This window comes from Paenibacillus alkalitolerans, assembly GCF_016482785.1.
GTDB lineage: Bacteria > Bacillota > Bacilli > Paenibacillales > YIM-B00363 > Paenibacillus_AE > Paenibacillus_AE alkalitolerans.
On the sequence record NZ_JAEMXM010000035.1, the window covers coordinates 19,073 to 36,292 of the forward strand.

A 17,220-nucleotide genomic window follows, 5' to 3' on the forward strand; every position below is an offset into this window, starting at 1 on the left:
ATGGGGAAAGCGAAGATATAAGGATTATTAAGAGGTGTGAGCCGTGGCCAAATGCATTATTATCGACGGAAACAGCATTATTAACCGGGCGTTTTACGCATTGCCTCCGTTAACGAACGGAGCAGGTCAGCACACGAATGCAGTATACGGATTTACGACCATGCTGCTTCGATTGATTGAAGAAGAGAAGCCGACACATATGCTGGTGGCGTTCGATGCGGGGAAAGCGACGTTCCGGCATGCGGAGTACGGCGAATACAAAGGCGGACGCGCGAAGATGCCGCCGGAGCTTGCCGAGCAATTTCCGCTGCTGAAGGAATTGCTGCACGCTATGGGCATCCGTCAGTTCGAGCTTGAAGGATACGAGGCGGACGATATAATCGGCACGTTGACGAAGCGGGCCGATGAGCAAGACGTGGAGACGCTCGTCGTTTCCGGCGACAAAGATATGCTTCAGCTGGCGTCGGAGCGCGTGACGATCGCCCTCACGCGCAAGGGCATCTCCGAAACGGAAAAATACGACCCCGCGGCGATTCAAGAGAAATACAACCTTTCCCCGTCGCAAATTATCGATTTGAAAGGACTCATGGGCGATTCTTCCGACAATATTCCCGGCATTCCCGGCGTAGGCGAAAAGACCGCGTTAAAGCTTCTTCACGAGTATGGAACGGTGGAGAACGTTATCGAGCATGCGGACGATATGAAAGGCAAAATCAAAGATTTGGTTCGCGAACATGCGGACAGCGCCCGGATGAGCAAAGATATCGCGACGATCTTCCGGGATGTGAGCTTCGATGCCGGTTGGGACGATCTCGTGTTCGACGGGTACGACAAATCGGCAACGAAATCGATGTTTCAAAGGCTGGAATTCAGGTCGCTGCTTGAACGGCTCGATTGGGGCGAAACGCCGGACGCGCACGAGGAACGGCAAAAGATCGAGGTAGTCACGGTTACGGAGCACGATAAAGAACTGTTGGCAGACGCGGTTTCGCAGATCAAAGCGCTGTATGTCGAAGCGATCGGCGACAATCCGCACGAAGCGGAAGTTGCGGGATTAGCCGTCTACACGGGTGAGGAACGTTCGTATTTCGTTCCCTTCTCGGTACTGACGTCGGATGCCGCAGAGCCGCTGCGAAGCTGGCTTGCGGACGAAAGCGCGGAGAAAGCGCTGTACGACGGGCATAAAGCCAAGCTGGCTCTCGGCTGGAACGGCATCGCGGTAAATGGAATCGCATTCGATGTCATTCTTGCCGCTTATTTGCTCGACCCGACCTCGTCAAGCGACGAATTGAACGACTTGGCGTCGCGTTACGGCGCCTCACCGCTGCCTTCCGATCAAGACGTGTACGGCAAAGGCGCGAAATTCCGTCTGCCGGAACAACCGCAGCTGGCTGAGTTTGTCGCGCGTAAAGCGCTTGCCGTTCACCAGCTTGCCGACAAGCTCCGCGAGGAACTGCGGAAGAACGACATGGAGCCTCTTTACTACGAGCTGGAGCTTCCATTATCCATGGTGCTGGCCTCGATGGAACGGCGCGGCGTGAAGGTGGACGTCGATGAGCTGAGAGCATACGGCAAAGAGCTGAGCGCTCAATTGGACAAGCTGATGAGCACCATCTATCAGCATGCCGGTACCGAGTTCAATTTGAACTCACCGAAGCAGTTGGGCGAAATTCTTTTCGAAAAGCTGGGACTGCCTACTGTAAAGAAGACAAAAACCGGATATTCGACGGATGCGGAAGTGCTCGAGAGATTGGCGCCGTACCACGAAATCGTGAACGTCATTTTGCATTACCGGACGCTTTCGAAGCTTCAGTCGACCTATGTGGAGGGTTTGCAGAAGGAAGTTCGGAAAGAGACCGGCAAGATCCATACGTATTACCACCAGACGATTGCGGCGACAGGACGCCTCAGCAGCCAATATCCGAACCTGCAAAACATTCCGATCCGGACGGAAGAGGGCCGCAAGCTTCGCAAGTTGTTCGTTCCCGCGCAGCCGGATTGGCGTATTCTCGCAGCCGACTATTCGCAGATCGAGCTTCGGGTGCTGGCGCATATTTCCGGGGACGAGAGAATGAAAGAAGCGTTCCTTAACGATATGGACATTCACACCAAGACGGCGATGGACGTATTCGGCGTGAACGCCGATCAAGTGGATGCGAACATGAGGCGCCAAGCAAAGGCCGTAAACTTCGGAATCGTATACGGAATAAGCGATTACGGCCTGTCCCAAAACTTGCACATTACGCGCAAAGAGGCCGCGGAATTTATCGAGCAATATTTCTTCGTGTTCCAAGGCGTGCGCAAGTATATGGATGAGATCGTGAAGAAGGCCCGGACGGACGGGTATGTCACGACCTTGTTGAACCGCCGCAGATATTTGCCGGAAATTCATGCGTCCAACTTTAATTTGCGATCTTTCGCCGAGCGGACGGCGATGAACACGCCGATTCAAGGAACGGCCGCCGACATCATCAAGTTGGCAATGGTGCGGTTGGACGGACGGATGCGCAAAGAAGGGGTGGAAAGCCGGATGCTGCTGCAGGTTCATGACGAACTTGTGTTTGAAGTGCCGGAATCCGAGCTTGAACGGATGTCCGCGCTAGTCAAGGAAGAGATGGAAAGCGCGCTGGCATTGGACGTTCCTCTGAAGGTCGATGTCAGTTACGGAAACAATTGGTACGAGGCAAAATGACGCTTCAACGCATCATGTGCGCCACAATCATAGGTTGAGGTGAAGATTATGCCGGAATTGCCGGAGGTAGAGACGGTGCGGCGAACGCTGCAGCGATTGGTTCCGGGCAAGACGATTCGCCGCGTCGACGTGTTTCTTCCGCGGATCGTAAGAAGGCCAGCCGAGCCCGAGAGCTTTGCCCGCGCACTCGAGGGGCGTACTTTTACCGGTGTCGAACGCCGCGGGAAATTTTTGCGGTTCGAGCTCGACGGTCTCGTGCTTGTGTCTCATTTGCGGATGGAAGGCCGTTACGGATTGTTTCCTGAGGACGAGCCGCTTGAGAAACATACTCATGTCGTGTTTGCTTTCACCGACGGAACGCAATTGCGCTATCGGGACGTCCGCCAATTCGGCACGATGGATTTGTTTTCGCCAGGCGAAGAATTTATTGAAGGTCCGCTTCATAAATTAGGATTGGAACCGTTGTCGGACGAGTTCACCTTCGAGGCGTTCCGGAACAAGCTTGCGGGCAGCGAAACGAAGATCAAGCCGCTGCTGTTGAATCAAGAGCGCATCGTGGGCATAGGAAACATCTATGCGGACGAAGCGCTGTTTCGTGCCGGCATTCATCCGGAGCGTTCGGCGAATGCGCTGAAGCTGCCGGAACTGAAGCGGCTGTACGAAGCCGTCAAGTCCACGCTTACCGAAGCCGTCGAAGCGGGCGGATCCTCCGTCAAGTCTTATGTGAACGGCCAAGGCGAGCAGGGATCGTTCCAATACAGCTTGAAAGTATACGGCCGGAAAGCGGAACCGTGCTCGGTTTGCGGGACCGGTATCGAGAAGACGGTGGTCGGCGGACGAGGCACCCACTACTGTCCGCGCTGCCAACCCCGGAAAAAGTAGCACCCATCTTGCCGCCCTCCCATATATTGTTGAGGTAAATGCAATTGGGCTTTTGCCTTGCGGGAGGGATTGCACCATGGCTGGCATATTATCACTTCTTGTGTTGGCGCTGGCAGTCAGTTTAGACGGCTTCAGCGCCGGAATCAGTTACGGAATTCGAAAGATTCGGATACCATGGACATCTATCGTTATCGTGGCGCTGTGCTCGGGAATCGTGATATACGCCTCGATGGCTGCGGGAAACGTATTCGCTTCATTGTTGTCCGAACGGACGGCTGCGGCGATCGGAGCCGGCATATTGATTGCAATCGGCGGATGGGCTATATATCAAGTAAGCTCCGCCTCATCCGCGGAAGAAGCGGATTCCGTCGAAGAAGCGCCTGCCGGCAATGGCGGAGAGCAAACGATTGTATTTTGGGAAATTCGGCGTCTGGGATTGATTATCAAGATTTGGAGAAGCCCGTCCGTTGCGGACGTCGACCGTTCGGGAGTCATTAGCGCATCGGAGGCGCTGCTGCTCGGCATCGCGCTGTCGATCGACAGCCTCGGAGCGGGCATCGGCGCCGCTCTTGTCGGATTTCCTCCTCTCCTCACAGCGGTAGCGATCGCGGTTGCGTGCGGGGCGTTTATCGCATGGGGCGCCAAGCTCGGCTATCTTTGTTCCGGCTTCCGCTGGATCGGCAAGCTTGCGGTGCTGCCGGGGTGCATTCTTGTCGCGGTGGGACTTTTAAAATTGTTGTAAAAAAAACTTCATCGAAGCACAAGCAAGGAAGCAAGACCGCGTAAGTGGAAGTTTTTCTTGCAACATCAGAAGGCGTATTCGTCTAATAACTTGTCATTTCTGAGGTTAACAAGGATGAGCGACCGCGGTTTAGAGGAAGTTTTTCTTGGTATAGAATTTACTCGTTTCGTGTTGTAGAAGAAAACTTATAAATTCTATATCGTTGAAAGGAGCTATTTCATGAACGCAGGTTTGACGGGTGGAATCGCTTGCGGCAAGTCTACGGTCGCGCGGATGTTCGCGCAGCGCGGCGCGCATATTGTGGATGCTGACGTCATCGCCCGGGAAGTCGTGCTTCCCGGACGGCCTGCGTTGACGAAGATCGTGGAAGCGTTCGGAGAATCCGTGCTGCGGCAAGACGGAACCCTCCATCGGAAACGGTTGGGGGAGATCGTATTTGCGGATACTGAAGCGCGTAAGACGCTTGAATCCATCCTGCACCCCCCGATCCGCGCGGAAATGCGCAGACAGATGGAACACTGGAACGAAACGGACAACGGCTCGCTTGTGCTGGCGGATATTCCGCTTCTTTACGAGTCCGGCCTGGACAAGCTGTTTTCCTTCGAAGAAATTATCGTTGTCTATGTTCCCCGCCATGTCCAAATCGAACGGCTGCGTCTTCGCGACGGTTTGTCGCATGACGAGGCGGAACGGAGATTGGCTTCGCAGATGCCGATCGAGGATAAGAAGCGGCTCGCCGACGTCGTCATCGACAACAGCGGTACGATCGAAGATACTGAGCGTCAAGTGGAGCAATATTTGTTACGGAAGGGTTTTACATGATGTGGTACCGGAAGAAAAGGCTTTACGCGGTTTTATTGCTGTTGGTTCTTTTCGTGTTGTTTTCGGACAAGGGATGGCTCGGACGGCTCATGTATCCGATTCATTACCAGCACGTCATAACGAAGCATGCGTCGAATCACGAAGTAGATCCCTATTTATTGACCGCGATTATTCGCGTCGAAAGCAACTTTAAACCGGACAAGGAATCCCGCAAGGGTGCCGTAGGATTGATGCAGCTTATGCCGGCGACGGCGGAGTGGATCGTTCAAGAAGCGGGTTATGGGCGCAGCGCATTGGATCGCTTGCGCGAACCGGAAACGAACATACAAATCGGCGCATGGCTCGTGCATTCGCTTCATGACGAATTTATCGGGGAAAACCATGCGGACAAGGACCGCGAAATCGCATTGATTGCAGCAGCCTACAACGCCGGTTCGGGCAATGTGGCGAAATGGCTGAAGGCGAATCAATGGGACGGAAACCTGAACAGCGCGGATCAAATACCGTTCGGGGAGACGAGGCATTACATTTACCGGGTGCATTATTATTATGAGAAGTACGCGCAAATTTATCCCGAGTTGAAAAAACAATAAGTGACAAAGCAATAAGAAAAACTTTTAACGAAGTACATTCAAGGATGAGCGACCGCGAATCAAAGAAGTTTTTCTTGGTAAAGAAAATTGGCGTCACCTCAGATGTTATTGGTGAGCTGAACTTTCTTTAACAATAAGAAGCATTGAAAGGCTGTGCGAGAGCACAACCTCCCAATGCTTCATGAATCCGGGATTATCGATTGAATTGTTGGCCGCTTTGGCCTGCAAGCTGCTGCTCGGCGATTTGAACAAGGCGGCGAGTGATGTTACCCCCGATTGCCCCTGTGTCGCGAGTAGCCATGTGACCCCAGTAGCCGTCACCCGGTGTTTGGATGCCCAGCTCCTGCGCTATCTCGTATTTCAATTGATCCAATGCCTGCGTCGCTTGAGGTACTACCAATACATTGGTGCTTCTGGATCCTTGTGCCATTGTGTTTCACCTCCTTGGCGTTGGTGATAGTATTATGTGCGGTTGCTTAAAGTTCAAAACAGGTAGTGTATGGTAATAAGTTGACGATGTAGGTTTGGAGGGAAGCATTTATGAAATGTCCGTATTGCGATCATCCGCACACGAAAGTGTTGGATTCGAGGCCGGTGAACGAGAACAAATCGATTCGCCGCCGCCGGGAGTGCGAGAAGTGCGCGAGACGGTTTACGACGTTCGAGACCGTGGAGGAAGCGCCGCTTATGGTCGTGAAGAAAGACGGCAGCAGAGAAGAGTTCAGCAGGGACAAGATGCTGCGCGGCCTGATCCGGGCATGCGAGAAACGTCCGGTGTCGGTTGAGCGCCTGGAGTCCATCGCGGACGAGGTGGAACGCGATTTGCGGCAGACGGCCGCGACCGAAATTCAAAGCCGGGATATCGGCGAATTGATGATGGAGAAGCTATACGATGTGGACGAAGTCGCGTACGTCCGATTCGCTTCCGTGTACCGCCAATTTAAAGATATCGACATGTTCATGAAGGAATTGTCTGCCTTGTTAAATAAACCGCATTGACAATGATTTCGCATTTGTGTTAATCTACTGATTGTCGTCTAACGGGCCCATAGCTCAGCTGGGAGAGCGCATCGCTGGCAGCGATGAGGTCAGGGGTTCGATCCCCCTTGGGTCCATATAATGCAAACAACCGATCCTTAAATGGGTCGGTTGTTTGCATTTAGGAGCGGAAGAAGGGGGCGGACCAAGTAGTCTGGCCGCGTCCGTATCGCAGCGTGTGTTCGTTTTTTGTTCACCGCTTTCGACGAAGATACTTCGAACGAAGGCCATGTACTTGTCTCAGGAATAAAATGTGCCGCAGCAGCAGGAAACGTTCCGGAGTCAAGGTGATCCGATCGGTTTGAAATAACTTAGGCGCCCCCTACGACTTGCCAATTGCCGTTTGCCTCGGCTTTGATGCAGCGTCGTTCCCGAATGTAGTCAGCCAGTAACTCCACCATGTCCGTCGCGATGTCCTTGATAACGGGTTTGCCTTGGAACATGGTGAAGTTCCCGCCTCCGCCCGTGTTCATGACGACATCGAACTCTTCGTCTTCGCCGAGCGGGTGTCCATTAGGTTCAGACGCGTCACCCGCTGCCCGATCGGTCTGGAGATATCCAGGACATATTCGATGCCTTCCCACATGTCGTAATTGTAATGCTGCGGTTTAGGAGTAAGAAACGACCGGTTCACGATACTATCGCCTTGCGGTCCAAGCTCGAAATATTTCGCCGACTTTTCCAATGCGGCCCGGATATCGCGCCCGAGAATGCGGATGACCTTTAAGGTGTTAGGGTACACGTAATTGGACACAATATCTCGCATCGTGATCCGTTCGCGGAATCCGGGTGATTGATTATCTACTTGAAAATTCTTTCAAGCTCGGCGGTTAATCCCTCAAAGATGCAAGATTCCGCAGTTTCGCTATTCTTGAAAGTGATATTCCTGCTGATGTTCTTGTCTTCAAACGTATAGACGGCGACTTCCCTGTTGATCGGGTTAACGATCCAGTACTCGCTTATCCCGCAGGACATATAAAGATCGAGCTTCTTCACCAAGTCCTTTCTTCGCGTGCTTTCGGAGATGATCTCCACGACCAATGCGGGTACGCCCTTATAATAATCATCTTCATCCAAGTGCTCCTCCAGGTCGCAAATAACCATGATATCCGGTTGGACTACATTAATGCTGTCGGCCGTTCGATATAGCGTGATATCGTAAGGGGCCATCAGCGGAGTGCACTTGCTCCCCTGGAACCAGCTGTGAAATATTACAAACAGTTCTGCCAGAGCGATCTGGTGTGCCGTTCTCGGGGAAGCCAGAAAAAAGATTTCTCCGTCGATGTATTCGTATCTGTCCTCGCTATTCTTGGTCAACTCCAAAAACTCTTCATAGGAAGCCTTTCTGCCGCCCGCATGGTAGGACGCCGCTTTCTCCATCACGATTTCTTTCGCAGCGCCGCGATCCGAAAAGGCTTCCTTGTTGATCGCCGTTAATCTGGCAATTGCGGTTCCGTTTCGCGTAATGACAATGTCCTCTTGCGCCGCAATCATCAAATATTTTCCAAAGTTGTTCTGCATCTCCGTTGAGTTCACGATCATGAAGAATTCCCCCGAAACAATAGTGACATTAGCTAAATTAGCTAATGTTATTATATGCCAATGGAAGGCGCTGCGTCAACAAACTCTGCTTGGAACTTTCCGGAGTTACGGCGATGGATTTCGGCGGCGAAATATCGAGGTGCGAGACGGTTGCGAATAACGTTTTCCATTCAGGGGACGCTAGAACAAAGAAAGGAGAATGCAATTCATATGAGCGAAAACGAATCAAAGGCGCCGTATCCTTCCGAACAGCTTGCCGATGAAGCGTTAAAACGGAATTTTAGCGGAGTTGCCGGCACGAATTACGATCTGTCCGAAAAAACCGGGAGTTCTGCTGTCCGGCAAGGACTTCAGGCCACTCACGAACAGATAAGCGACGACTACTTCGCGGGCGGCAACGAAGCCGGGTTTCTCCGGGACGGCAAAGACTTGGCGAAGGACGACGGTTTCGCGCCGAAAAAATAAAACGAAAAGACGTGCGACCGTTTCGTTCGGTTTCGCACGTCTTTCTCAATTTTGATATATTTTTCTGAAAAGAGTTGTTTTCTACGTGGAAATAAAGGAAAATAAAAGAATGAGTCGAATAAAATAATAGTATATTAGACCTAAGTTGCCGGTAAGGAGCTCTCTATGGTGCTTGAGTTCAACTGGGTGGATTTCCTCGCTTTCGTCATCCTAAACATTCTTTTCTTATACGTTCTCTTCGCCAACGAAATTCGCCAGCTGCATAAAGTGTATATATTTTTTCATTTTGCGATGATGCTTTGGCCGTTCGGACAGTTTTCCATATCCATGACAACGGTGCCGGTCTATCACTGGATTTACGTCAATATTTCATTCCTCGGCATAGCTTTCCTGGGATACGGCTGGCTGCTCTTTTCGATCATGCTGACGCGAGGCCGAACCAATGTAAGAGCTTTGGGCGCAGGCTTGCTTGCCGTTCCCGCAATTGCCGCGGCATTGATGGTTACGTTGAATCCGGTGCACCGGCAGTTTGTTTCGGCCGTAGACGGAATGTATGCCCAACGGTCATACGGGCCTTTATTTTGGTATTTTGCCGGGATCTGCATGTTCTATGTCGTTATCGGCGCCGTCATTATGCTGCGCGCGCTGCAGCGTCCCGCCGCATATACGTATCGCACGCAAGTCGTGTTGTTTCTGGCCGGCCAATCGCTTCTGTTGGGGTTTGCGGCACTGGACACGATTTCCAACACCACGGACTGGCTTCCATGGCTGGGGCATCCCGGAGGATTGACTTCCATCGGCATCCTCGCGTCCGACATTTGCATTGTGATCGCCATACGGAAGCAAAATATGTTCCGGGTTATTTCTCTCGCATTGCGGGAAGTAGTGGATTCTATGGATACCGGATTTGTAATCTTGGACGACAGGCACGTCGTTCTTGACCATAATGCCGCAGGGAGAAGGTTTTGCCGTACTCCCGTCGGGCAGCCTTTCCCGATCGATAAGCTGTTGGAGGGCGCCATCGAGCCGCAGTTCGGCCGTTCGTTCCTGCAAGCGTACTATCAAGAGAAGGGAAAGTTTCTTCAGACGGAGATCGTGATCCGGGACAAGGCGCCTGTAAACGTATCCATGCGCATATCGCCGGTCTATAGCGATAACGGCGCCTTCGTCGGCCGCATCGTGACGTTCCAGGACGTTACCGAATGGCGGAACATGGTGCATGAATTGCATGACCGCAACGAAGATTTGGTGCACCGGAACATGGAGTTGACGCAAATTCAGGAAGAATTGTCGATCGCGAACCGGAAGCTGGAGCAGCTGGCGACGACCGATCCGTTGACGGGCTGCTTTAACCGGAGATACTTGTATCAAATGTTGGAGCATCAGCTCGCCGTCGAGCATAGATACCGCGTTCCGTTCTCTATTATTTTGTTTGACGTCGATTACTTCAAACAAATCAACGACCAATTCGGCCACCACGTCGGAGACGAAGTGTTGAAGCATACGGCTTCGCTCATACGCGAGCGGTTGAGAGACACCGATATTTTCGCCCGTTACGGCGGGGAAGAGTTCATCATCCATCTCCCCCATACGGTGAAAAGCGACGCATTGAGGTTGGCCGAGGAGCTTCGCGGCCTCGTCGAGTCCCAAATCGTTCACACCGACCGGGGGGATGTTCGGATTACGGTAAGCATGGGCGTGATCAGTATGGAAGGCCGCACGTACGAAGGCGGGAACCCGAGACAATGGCTCTTTGATTTGCTGAGAGAAGCGGATAATGCGCTGTATGAAGCCAAGCATTCGGGCCGCAACCGTATCGTATCCGCTTAATCGACGGGGAGAAGCTTTTACAATATTCTATCAATGGCTGGAGGATTATGATGGACGTTTTGCTCGGCATTGACATAGGCACAACGAACAGCAAGGTGGGGGCTTATACCGTCGACGGACAATCGTTGCGGACTGTGAGTCGCCCAACGGAGACGTTTCGGGACGAGCGGTTGGGCTACTCGTTCTACGATCCCGAACGGATGTGGGAAGGGATACGGTCGGCCATCGCCGAGGTGATGGAAAGCCTTGAGTATAATAGAGTCTCTGCTGTCGGCATTACCTCGATGGCCGAAAGCGGCCTGCTGGTAGACCGAAGCTCAGGCAAACCGCGCTCGCCCTTTCTTCCTTGGTTCGATACTTGCTCCGAGCCTCAAGCGGCTTTCATGAAGAGAGAATCGGATCCGTTCGAGCGGTTTGTGCGTTCCGGCCTGCACGGCAGCTTTAAGCTTGGCTTGCCGAAGCTGTTATGGCTTCGCGATCGCTTTCCGGAGGCGTTCCAAGGAGAAGAGCCGGTATGGCTGTCCGCTTCCGGGTGGATCGCTTACCGGTTAACCGGAACATTTGCATTCGACTATACGCTTGCGGCCCGAACGTACGCTTTTCGCATCGACCGCAAGGAATGGGACGGCGAATGGTTGAACCATTTCGGCTTCTCCTCTTCATTGTTTCCGAAAGCGGCGGGCAGCGGTTCGATTATCGGCACCGTGGGAAGCGCCGGCCAGTCGGCGGGCCTGCCGGCGGGCACTCCCGTCGGAATTGCCGGCCACGATCACGTTGCGGCCGCGCTGGCCGTCGGCGCCGTCAAGCCAGGCGTCGTCTACGATTCCATGGGGACGGCGGAAACGCTCGTCGGAACGTTGGATGAGCGGGAACTTTCAAGGCAAGACTACGAGGCCGGCCTGTCGTTCGGCATACACGCGGCGAACGGGCGGTATTTTTGGATGGGAGGCCAGCCTTCTTCGGGAGGATCGGTCGAGTGGCTGCGCGGACTGTTGGGCGCCCCTTCGCTCACTTACGGCGAAGTGTTGACGCTGCTGGAAGAAGCGGGCGGCGGCGGAACCGGGCCGACCGGGGTGTTGTACTTCCCGTATTTAACGGGAAGCAGCGCTCCCCGTCCGGACTCGAGGATGCGCGCCGCATTCGTCGGGCTGTCGAAAGAGCACGGCAAGGGCGATTTGTTGAAAGCCGCGCTCGAAGGCACGGCGTATCAGCTGGAGTTTATCAAGCGAAGCGCGGAACGGTTGTCCGGGCAGCCGATCGAGCGTCTGCTTGTCGTCGGCGGAGGAACGCGCAACCCGCATTGGTTGACGGTCAAAGCCGATGTGACCGGCTGCACGTTGGAGCTTCCGGGCATCGCGGAAGCGAGTTTGCTCGGCGCGGCGCTTGCCGCCGGCATAGGCGCAGGCGTGTACGCGGACGCCGAGGAAGCTTTCGCCGCCGTCGCGGAAGCCGGCGCGGCGCGGGTTATCGCCCCCGATCCGGGGCGGCGTGAGCAATACCGCGCATTGTACGAGCGCGGCTTTAAACCGCTGCAGGAACCGCTGCGGCGTTGGTTTTCGGAGGGCGTCTAGCGGCCGCCCTCAAGCGGCAGTTGCGCCAGCGCTTCGTACGCGGGCCTATGGCCGAAGCGGGTGCGGTACAGCACGAGCTCTTGAACGCGCCATGCGATGGGGCGCGCGGAAGCGGCTTTCGCGAGCGTGGCGCCGGAGAAAGGCGCTTCAACGCCGCGGTACCTGCGCGCGACCGTAATATGCGGGCGGAACGTCCGCGTATCGCGCGGAACGCCGCAAGCGGCGGCGGCCGCATCCGCTGCGGCGTGCAGCGCTTGCAGCGATTCCGTCTCTCCGCTTACGCCGCACCAAAGCACGCTCGGCGAGTCCGGGCGGCCGAATGCGCCAAGTTCGGCGAGAGCGAGCTCGAACGGCGCTATCACCGAGACCGCCTCTCGAACGGGCGGGAGCAATTCATCCGCCAGACGCGGATGGACGTCGCCGATAAATTTGACCGTCACATGAAAATCCGCGGGGTGGTGCCAGCTTGCGAACGGCAGCGACTTTCGCCACGCCTCGCATGCGGTTTCCAGCGCTAGCTTGGCTGGTGCCGACAGAGCGATCGCGAAAAACAAGCGTATTGAATCCCCGGTGCTTCCTTTATTCAGCATGCGCTCTCCTCCTTCTATTTTTTTCTAGTATTGCCAAGCATCTGTTTTTGTAACATAATTGTAACGCTAGATTCATTTACATTTAATATAGAGCGGTTATTATAAGGATGACCCCCTTTTTGATGATATATTATTTCTTGAACCTATGGCGAAGATGCCGTAGGTTTCTTTCTTTTTTCCAAATCTACTAGCATTTGGATTGCCCAAATGGTAGAATTTTTCCAGGGGCAATATTGACAGCATTAAATTACTTCATTTTTAAGTTAGTAATGGAAGTGGACAGTTGTGCAGGTGTTGGAGCAGCGATTCGGCCGGTTATTTCAACAATACCGCGACCGCGTATACCGTACGGCGTTCTATGTAGTCAAAGATCCGCATCTGGCGCAAGACGTCACGCAGGAAACCTTCCTTAAAGCTTATCGAAACATCGATTCGGTGAGGGAAGACGGCAGAGAGGGCGCTTGGTTGACGACGATCGCAACGCATGCGGCCATCGATGCGGTGCGCAAGCGAAATTGCTGGAACGGAATTCCGATGGAGAACCCTTATTTGACGGTGCTCGTCGGCACTACCGAGAGCGATGTGGAAGAGGAAGTCGGCAAGCGGCTCGAGAGGGAGCATTTGTGGAAAGAAATAACAAAGATGAAACGAGAGTACCGCGAAGTTCTGATTCTTAAGCTGCATTCGGGCTTGAAAGACGGGGAGATCGCCTGCCTGCTGAAAGTGTCGGTCGGCACGATCAAATCGCGCGTGCATCGCGCCAAGCGGATACTACGCAAAGCATCCGGTTGTTGGCACGGGTAACCGCTATTCCGGTTCGGCGGACTTCTTCGCTTTCCAAAGACGGAACATTTCAAGACTGTTTTTGACATGCTTCGCCTCGTCTTCCGTCAATGTTTCCATCTCGCCTTCCAGAATCGCATAATTGTACGGTACAACCGACTCCCGAACTTCACTTACGGGTGCCGGCGGCTGCTCCGTCCGGCCAAGCAAATAATCGACGGTTACTTCAAATAAGTCGGCAAATTGCAATAACGTGTCCATATCCGGTTTGCGGATCTCATTCTCGTAGCCGGATATTGTGGACTCGGCCAGAGACAGACGTTGTCCGAGCTGTTTCATCGTCATTCCCCGCGCTTTGCGGAGCTCGCGAATTCTCGTTCCGTACATACGTATCACCTCCGCTCCCATTATACTTTGCACGATGCAAATTGTGAAATGGAAGAGTCAAAACTTTGCATTTTGAATTGAAAATATGCGGAAGCTGGGGTAATATATGGGTATTACAACGCGATTTGCGAAGTTGGGGTGAGGACAATAGACTCCGTGTTGAAATCTACGAGGGAAGCTCTGGGGATGACGCTGGAAACGGCAGCCAAGCATTTACGCATTCCTCCAGGATATTTACTGCAAATCGAAAGGGGTGACCGAGGCGTAGGAGTGGAAAGGGCGGAACAGATTGCTAGTTTATATGAAACCAGAAGGGACGTATTGTTTGATGCGTCAAGATTTACCGCACGGTTGGATAGAAAGAGGCAACCGAAGGTTGTCCGCGACGACGAGTATATGTAGCTAGGAGGGAAACGATGATCGAGCCGCCGTTATGGTTTTGGATAATGGGCATCATTATTTTAGGCATTGCTTGCGTTTTGGAAGTTCGGGAACGCAAGATAATGAAAGATAAGAAAACCTCTTTCGACGCCAATTCTGAGAAGCAAGACCGCGTTTAGCGGAGTTATCAAGAGAACTGACACTTTTCGGGGAGAAGGCCGCTTCTTCCCTTTTCTTTTTCCGATACGACCGGACCCGGCTAAAACCCGTCGGACACGGGAATGATAATGGAAAAAGCGGGAAGGAGGTTTTGTCCGTGTCCATTATTTATTACGCGGCGGGTTGCATTCTGGGCGCGCTTTCGCATCTGTGGTTCGGAAGCGCCGGGATATGATATAATGGCGGTAAAATTGAACGGAGGTGGCGAGCTGGATGGGCAAAGGATTGCTGTTCATTCTACTCTGGTGGATCACCGGAAATCCGTTCGTCGCAATATTGATATTACTAGCGATAGTTTATGCGCTTGATCGCCGGTTCGTCGGCTTGCTGCCGAGCGTTACACGGCCGTTTAAGCTTAGCAGGCGCCTCGCTCGCGCGAAGCAGGACATTCGGCTGCGTCCGTTCGACGTTTCGGCCAAACAAGAGGCGGCGCGAATCTTGATGGAAAAGAGGCGCTATCGCGAAGCCTTGCCGCTGCTTAAAGACATCGCGCCGCAGATGGACGATTCCGCGGAAGTGATTTGCGATTTGGGCATATGCGAATTGAAGGCGGGAAACGTCAGCGACGGCGAGCGGCAATTGATGCGGGCGCTGGAAATCAATCCGCGGGTTCGTTACGGCGAGCCTTACTTGCGCTTGGCCGAGGCGCTGGCGGGCACGCAATCCGGGAAAGCTCTCGAAGCGTTGGAGCAAATCCGGGGACTTCATTCTTCGTCATGCGAATTATATTACCGGCTCGGCCGGTTGTACGAAAGGCTCGGCGAGAAACAACAAGCGCGGGAAGCTTATAAGGAAGCGGCGGAAGTATACCGGACGCTTCCCAAGTACAAGAGAAAGACGGAACGGCGATGGGCGCTGCTGGCCTTCTTAAGGCGCGCCGCCGTTTAAATGCGGAAAGCGGGGAAGAAGCCATGAGTCGCGACGTAAGCGAAGCGATGCTCATCCTGTTCGTAATCGTGCTGACTTTTGTGATTAGCACCGTATGGTTGAAGCGGAGATCAAGAAGAAAGAAACCATAACGGTCATTCGGGAGGCGCGCTGGCATGTATTATGTAAATGAAGAACAAATCCGGGTAAGGCTTGAGTTTATGACTGTGGTGGCGGGCTCGCTGCGACGGCTCGCTTCCGTCGAAGACCGGAACGCGTACGACATCGTATACGGATTCGCCGAGGAGAGGGCGCTGCACCTTGCGATAGAAGCCGTGACGGATGTCGGAAGCTTGCTGATCGATAAATTTATTTTGCGGGATGCAAGCAGCTACGAGGACATTATCAATATTATTCGAATGGAAGGCGTCCTGCCGGCGGAGACGGCCGCCCGTTTGCGGGAGTTGATCGGAATGCGCAAGGCGCTGACGCAAAATTATACGGAGCTTGACCGTACACAGCTTCGTCCGAGTGAGCAGCTAACGGCTATTGCCGATTTATTGGACGAATTTCCCGGACACGTTCATGCGTTCATAGCGAAAGAAACGGAAGGGTTTATTGCGCCCGAAGGTCCGAAAGAATAATCGGAACGGATAAGGCGAAGGGATATGAGGAGGAACGTTGCGGATGAACCTGCATGGCGATGAAATCAAGCTGACTTCGTATTCCACGAAAGGCGGGTGCGGCTGCAAGATCGGTCCGGGCGAGCTGTCCGGAATACTAGGCAGCCTCCCGCGGGAAGACAGGCACCCGAATTTATTGGTCGGCACGGAAACGAACGACGATGCCGGCGTGTACCGGTTAACCGACGACCTCGCTCTAGTGCAGACGGTCGATTTTTTTACTCCGATCGTGGACGACCCTTACGACTTCGGGCAAGTGGCCGCGGCGAATGCGCTCAGCGACGTATATGCGATGGGAGGTACTCCCCTCACCGTGTTAAACTTGGTCGCGTTTCCGATACAGAAATTGGACCGGTCCGTGCTGGCGGTAATTTTGCGCGGAGCGGCGGATAAAGTGCGGGAGGCAGGCGCTACGCTTGTCGGCGGGCATTCCATCGACGATAACGAGCCGAAGTTCGGCTTGGCGGTGACGGGCACCGTCCATCCGGGACGTGTGCTGACGAACGCAGGAGCCCGACCCGGCGACCGGCTCATCTTGACGAAGCCGATCGGGGTCGGTATTTTGACGACGGCTATCAAACGGGACAAGCTGTCCCGTGAAGAAATCAAGCGGGTAACCGCCGTAATGGCCGCGTTGAACAAGCGTGCGGCGGAGATCATGGCGGATTACGACGTTCACGCATGCACGGACGTCACCGGCTTCGGACTGATGGGGCACGCTTTAGAGATGGCGCGCGGCAGCGGACACGGCATTGTCATTCACAATCGCGATGTTCCCGTTCTTCCGCGCGTACGGGAGTTGGCGGAGGAAGGAGTGGTCCCCGGCGGCACGAAAAACAATTACCGCCATGTGGAGCAGCATGTGGATTTTGCGCCTGCATTGGACGAGACCGGCCGATTCATCCTGTGCGACGCCGTTACCTCCGGCGGACTTCTCATCGCCGTTGAAGGCGCGCAATCCGAAGCGCTTCTTCGTGCGCTGCGCGACGCCGGTGTTGAGGCCGCGCTGATCGGGGAAGTAACGGGCCGGCATCCGGGACGGATCGTCGTTGAGTGATAACGGACCGTGAGAACGGAGGCAACGGAACGTTGCCGATAGTTGTTCAAACAAATGCAGAGCGAAGGGGTTATAG

At 53.9% G+C, this 17,220-nt stretch carries 19 protein-coding genes, 1 tRNA gene and 1 pseudogene; 16 read left to right on the forward strand and 5 right to left on the reverse strand.

The window, feature by feature from the left end:
- The first annotated feature begins 43 nt into the window (after positions 1-43).
- From polA to JET16_RS28545, 5 genes are all read left to right on the forward strand, one after another.
- Complete coding sequence (gene polA, locus JET16_RS28525) at positions 44-2,692, forward strand: DNA polymerase I (protein WP_199624486.1); 2,649 nt, start codon at positions 44-46, stop codon at positions 2,690-2,692.
- A 48-nt stretch (positions 2,693-2,740) separates the two neighbouring features.
- Positions 2,741-3,574: a DNA-formamidopyrimidine glycosylase gene (gene mutM, locus JET16_RS28530; RefSeq protein ID WP_199624488.1), complete on the forward strand. Its 834-nt coding sequence runs from the start codon at positions 2,741-2,743 to the stop codon at positions 3,572-3,574.
- 76 nt (positions 3,575-3,650) lie between these two features.
- Complete coding sequence (ytaF, locus tag JET16_RS28535) at positions 3,651-4,316, forward strand: sporulation membrane protein YtaF (RefSeq protein ID WP_199624490.1); 666 nt, start codon at positions 3,651-3,653, stop codon at positions 4,314-4,316.
- Between the two features lie 219 nt (positions 4,317-4,535).
- Entirely contained in the window at positions 4,536-5,138 is a 603-nt protein-coding gene (gene coaE, locus JET16_RS28540) for a dephospho-CoA kinase (protein WP_199624492.1), read from the forward strand.
- Positions 5,135-5,731, forward strand: a complete 597-nt coding sequence (locus tag JET16_RS28545) for a lytic transglycosylase domain-containing protein (protein ID WP_199624494.1) — start codon at positions 5,135-5,137, stop codon at positions 5,729-5,731. Before coaE ends, JET16_RS28545 begins: the two co-directional genes overlap by 4 nt.
- Before the next feature lie 193 nt (positions 5,732-5,924).
- Here JET16_RS28545 and JET16_RS28550 read toward each other — a convergent pair whose 3' ends face one another.
- Positions 5,925-6,161 (reverse strand): alpha/beta-type small acid-soluble spore protein, encoded by a 237-nt coding sequence (locus tag JET16_RS28550; protein ID WP_199624496.1) that lies wholly within the window; start codon positions 6,159-6,161, stop codon positions 5,925-5,927.
- A gap of 110 nt (positions 6,162-6,271) precedes the next feature.
- Between JET16_RS28550 and nrdR the strand changes: the two genes are divergently transcribed.
- Positions 6,272-6,730: a transcriptional regulator NrdR gene (gene nrdR / locus JET16_RS28555; RefSeq protein WP_199624498.1), complete on the forward strand. Its 459-nt coding sequence runs from the start codon at positions 6,272-6,274 to the stop codon at positions 6,728-6,730.
- 43 nt (positions 6,731-6,773) lie between these two features.
- Positions 6,774-6,846 (forward strand) — tRNA-Ala (locus JET16_RS28560).
- A 234-nt stretch (positions 6,847-7,080) separates the two neighbouring features.
- On the opposite strand, the pseudogene JET16_RS28565 reads toward JET16_RS28560, so the two are convergent.
- Together JET16_RS28565 and JET16_RS28570 are read right to left on the reverse strand one after the other, a co-directional pair.
- Positions 7,081-7,568, reverse strand: a pseudogene (locus JET16_RS28565) (5'-nucleotidase C-terminal domain-containing protein); the annotation flags it as partial.
- Positions 7,569-7,570: 2 nt separating this feature from the next.
- Entirely contained in the window at positions 7,571-8,311 is a 741-nt protein-coding gene (locus JET16_RS28570) for a type II toxin-antitoxin system prevent-host-death family antitoxin (protein WP_199624500.1), read from the reverse strand.
- A gap of 210 nt (positions 8,312-8,521) precedes the next feature.
- Between JET16_RS28570 and JET16_RS28575 the strand changes: the two genes are divergently transcribed.
- The 3 genes from JET16_RS28575 (at position 8,522) to JET16_RS28585 (ending at position 12,177) form a co-directional block, all read left to right on the forward strand.
- Positions 8,522-8,776 carry a YozQ family protein gene (locus JET16_RS28575; protein ID WP_199624502.1) on the forward strand — a complete coding sequence of 85 codons (255 nt, stop codon included), beginning with the start codon at positions 8,522-8,524 and terminating at the stop codon, positions 8,774-8,776.
- Positions 8,777-8,941: 165 nt separating this feature from the next.
- Positions 8,942-10,606: a histidine kinase N-terminal 7TM domain-containing diguanylate cyclase gene (locus JET16_RS28580; protein ID WP_199624504.1), complete on the forward strand. Its 1,665-nt coding sequence runs from the start codon at positions 8,942-8,944 to the stop codon at positions 10,604-10,606.
- A gap of 47 nt (positions 10,607-10,653) precedes the next feature.
- Positions 10,654-12,177 carry an FGGY-family carbohydrate kinase gene (locus JET16_RS28585; RefSeq protein WP_233532398.1) on the forward strand — a complete coding sequence of 508 codons (1,524 nt, stop codon included), beginning with the start codon at positions 10,654-10,656 and terminating at the stop codon, positions 12,175-12,177.
- Here the strand turns inward: JET16_RS28585 and thpR are convergent.
- Complete coding sequence (gene thpR / locus JET16_RS28590) at positions 12,174-12,767, reverse strand: RNA 2',3'-cyclic phosphodiesterase (protein WP_199624506.1); 594 nt, start codon at positions 12,765-12,767, stop codon at positions 12,174-12,176. The two genes, JET16_RS28585 and thpR, sit on opposite strands and share 4 nt — an antisense overlap.
- A 285-nt stretch (positions 12,768-13,052) precedes the next feature.
- Between thpR and JET16_RS28595 the strand changes: the two genes are divergently transcribed.
- On the forward strand, positions 13,053-13,571 hold the full coding sequence (locus tag JET16_RS28595; RefSeq protein WP_199624508.1) for an RNA polymerase sigma factor: 519 nt from the start codon (positions 13,053-13,055) through the stop codon (positions 13,569-13,571).
- 3 nt (positions 13,572-13,574) lie between these two features.
- On the opposite strand, the gene JET16_RS28600 is transcribed toward JET16_RS28595, so the two are convergent.
- Positions 13,575-13,937, reverse strand: a complete 363-nt coding sequence (locus JET16_RS28600; RefSeq protein ID WP_199624510.1) for a helix-turn-helix domain-containing protein — start codon at positions 13,935-13,937, stop codon at positions 13,575-13,577.
- Positions 13,938-14,093: 156 nt separating this feature from the next.
- On the opposite strand from JET16_RS28600, the gene JET16_RS28605 reads away from it, so the two are divergent.
- The 5 genes from JET16_RS28605 to selD all read left to right on the forward strand — a co-directional run bounded on the left by JET16_RS28605 (position 14,094) and on the right by selD (position 17,144).
- Complete coding sequence (locus JET16_RS28605) at positions 14,094-14,339, forward strand: helix-turn-helix domain-containing protein (protein WP_325176798.1); 246 nt, start codon at positions 14,094-14,096, stop codon at positions 14,337-14,339.
- A gap of 14 nt (positions 14,340-14,353) precedes the next feature.
- Positions 14,354-14,497, forward strand: coding sequence for a hypothetical protein (locus tag JET16_RS28610; RefSeq protein ID WP_199624512.1), 144 nt, complete (start codon positions 14,354-14,356; stop codon positions 14,495-14,497).
- 253 nt (positions 14,498-14,750) lie between these two features.
- Positions 14,751-15,425, forward strand: a complete 675-nt coding sequence (locus tag JET16_RS28615) for a tetratricopeptide repeat protein (RefSeq protein WP_199624514.1) — start codon at positions 14,751-14,753, stop codon at positions 15,423-15,425.
- Positions 15,426-15,580: 155 nt separating this feature from the next.
- Complete coding sequence (locus JET16_RS28620; protein ID WP_199624516.1) at positions 15,581-16,048, forward strand: DUF86 domain-containing protein; 468 nt, start codon at positions 15,581-15,583, stop codon at positions 16,046-16,048.
- Between the two features lie 43 nt (positions 16,049-16,091).
- Positions 16,092-17,144, forward strand: coding sequence for a selenide, water dikinase SelD (gene selD, locus JET16_RS28625; protein ID WP_199624518.1), 1,053 nt, complete (start codon positions 16,092-16,094; stop codon positions 17,142-17,144).
- The last annotated feature ends 76 nt before the right edge of the window (positions 17,145-17,220 follow it).

What these genes read in the sequence shown, in the direction of transcription:
- mutM (WP_199624488.1), top strand. Translation starts at nt 2,741, where the DNA reads ATGCCGGAATTGCCGGAGGTAGAGACGGTGCGGCGAACGCTGCAGCGA.
- ytaF (WP_199624490.1), top strand. Translation starts at nt 3,651, where the DNA reads ATGGCTGGCATATTATCACTTCTTGTGTTGGCGCTGGCAGTCAGTTTA.
- coaE (WP_199624492.1), top strand. Translation starts at nt 4,536, where the DNA reads ATGAACGCAGGTTTGACGGGTGGAATCGCTTGCGGCAAGTCTACGGTC.
- JET16_RS28545 (WP_199624494.1), top strand. Translation starts at nt 5,135, where the DNA reads ATGATGTGGTACCGGAAGAAAAGGCTTTACGCGGTTTTATTGCTGTTG.
- JET16_RS28550 (WP_199624496.1), bottom strand. Translation starts at nt 6,161, where the DNA reads ATGGCACAAGGATCCAGAAGCACCAATGTATTGGTAGTACCTCAAGCG.
- nrdR (WP_199624498.1), top strand. Translation starts at nt 6,272, where the DNA reads ATGAAATGTCCGTATTGCGATCATCCGCACACGAAAGTGTTGGATTCG.
- JET16_RS28570 (WP_199624500.1), bottom strand. Translation starts at nt 8,311, where the DNA reads ATGATCGTGAACTCAACGGAGATGCAGAACAACTTTGGAAAATATTTG.
- JET16_RS28575 (WP_199624502.1), top strand. Translation starts at nt 8,522, where the DNA reads ATGAGCGAAAACGAATCAAAGGCGCCGTATCCTTCCGAACAGCTTGCC.
- JET16_RS28580 (WP_199624504.1), top strand. Translation starts at nt 8,942, where the DNA reads ATGGTGCTTGAGTTCAACTGGGTGGATTTCCTCGCTTTCGTCATCCTA.
- JET16_RS28585 (WP_233532398.1), top strand. Translation starts at nt 10,654, where the DNA reads ATGATGGACGTTTTGCTCGGCATTGACATAGGCACAACGAACAGCAAG.
- thpR (WP_199624506.1), bottom strand. Translation starts at nt 12,767, where the DNA reads ATGCTGAATAAAGGAAGCACCGGGGATTCAATACGCTTGTTTTTCGCG.
- JET16_RS28600 (WP_199624510.1), bottom strand. Translation starts at nt 13,937, where the DNA reads ATGTACGGAACGAGAATTCGCGAGCTCCGCAAAGCGCGGGGAATGACG.
- JET16_RS28610 (WP_199624512.1), top strand. Translation starts at nt 14,354, where the DNA reads ATGATCGAGCCGCCGTTATGGTTTTGGATAATGGGCATCATTATTTTA.
- JET16_RS28615 (WP_199624514.1), top strand. Translation starts at nt 14,751, where the DNA reads ATGGGCAAAGGATTGCTGTTCATTCTACTCTGGTGGATCACCGGAAAT.
- JET16_RS28620 (WP_199624516.1), top strand. Translation starts at nt 15,581, where the DNA reads ATGTATTATGTAAATGAAGAACAAATCCGGGTAAGGCTTGAGTTTATG.
- selD (WP_199624518.1), top strand. Translation starts at nt 16,092, where the DNA reads ATGAACCTGCATGGCGATGAAATCAAGCTGACTTCGTATTCCACGAAA.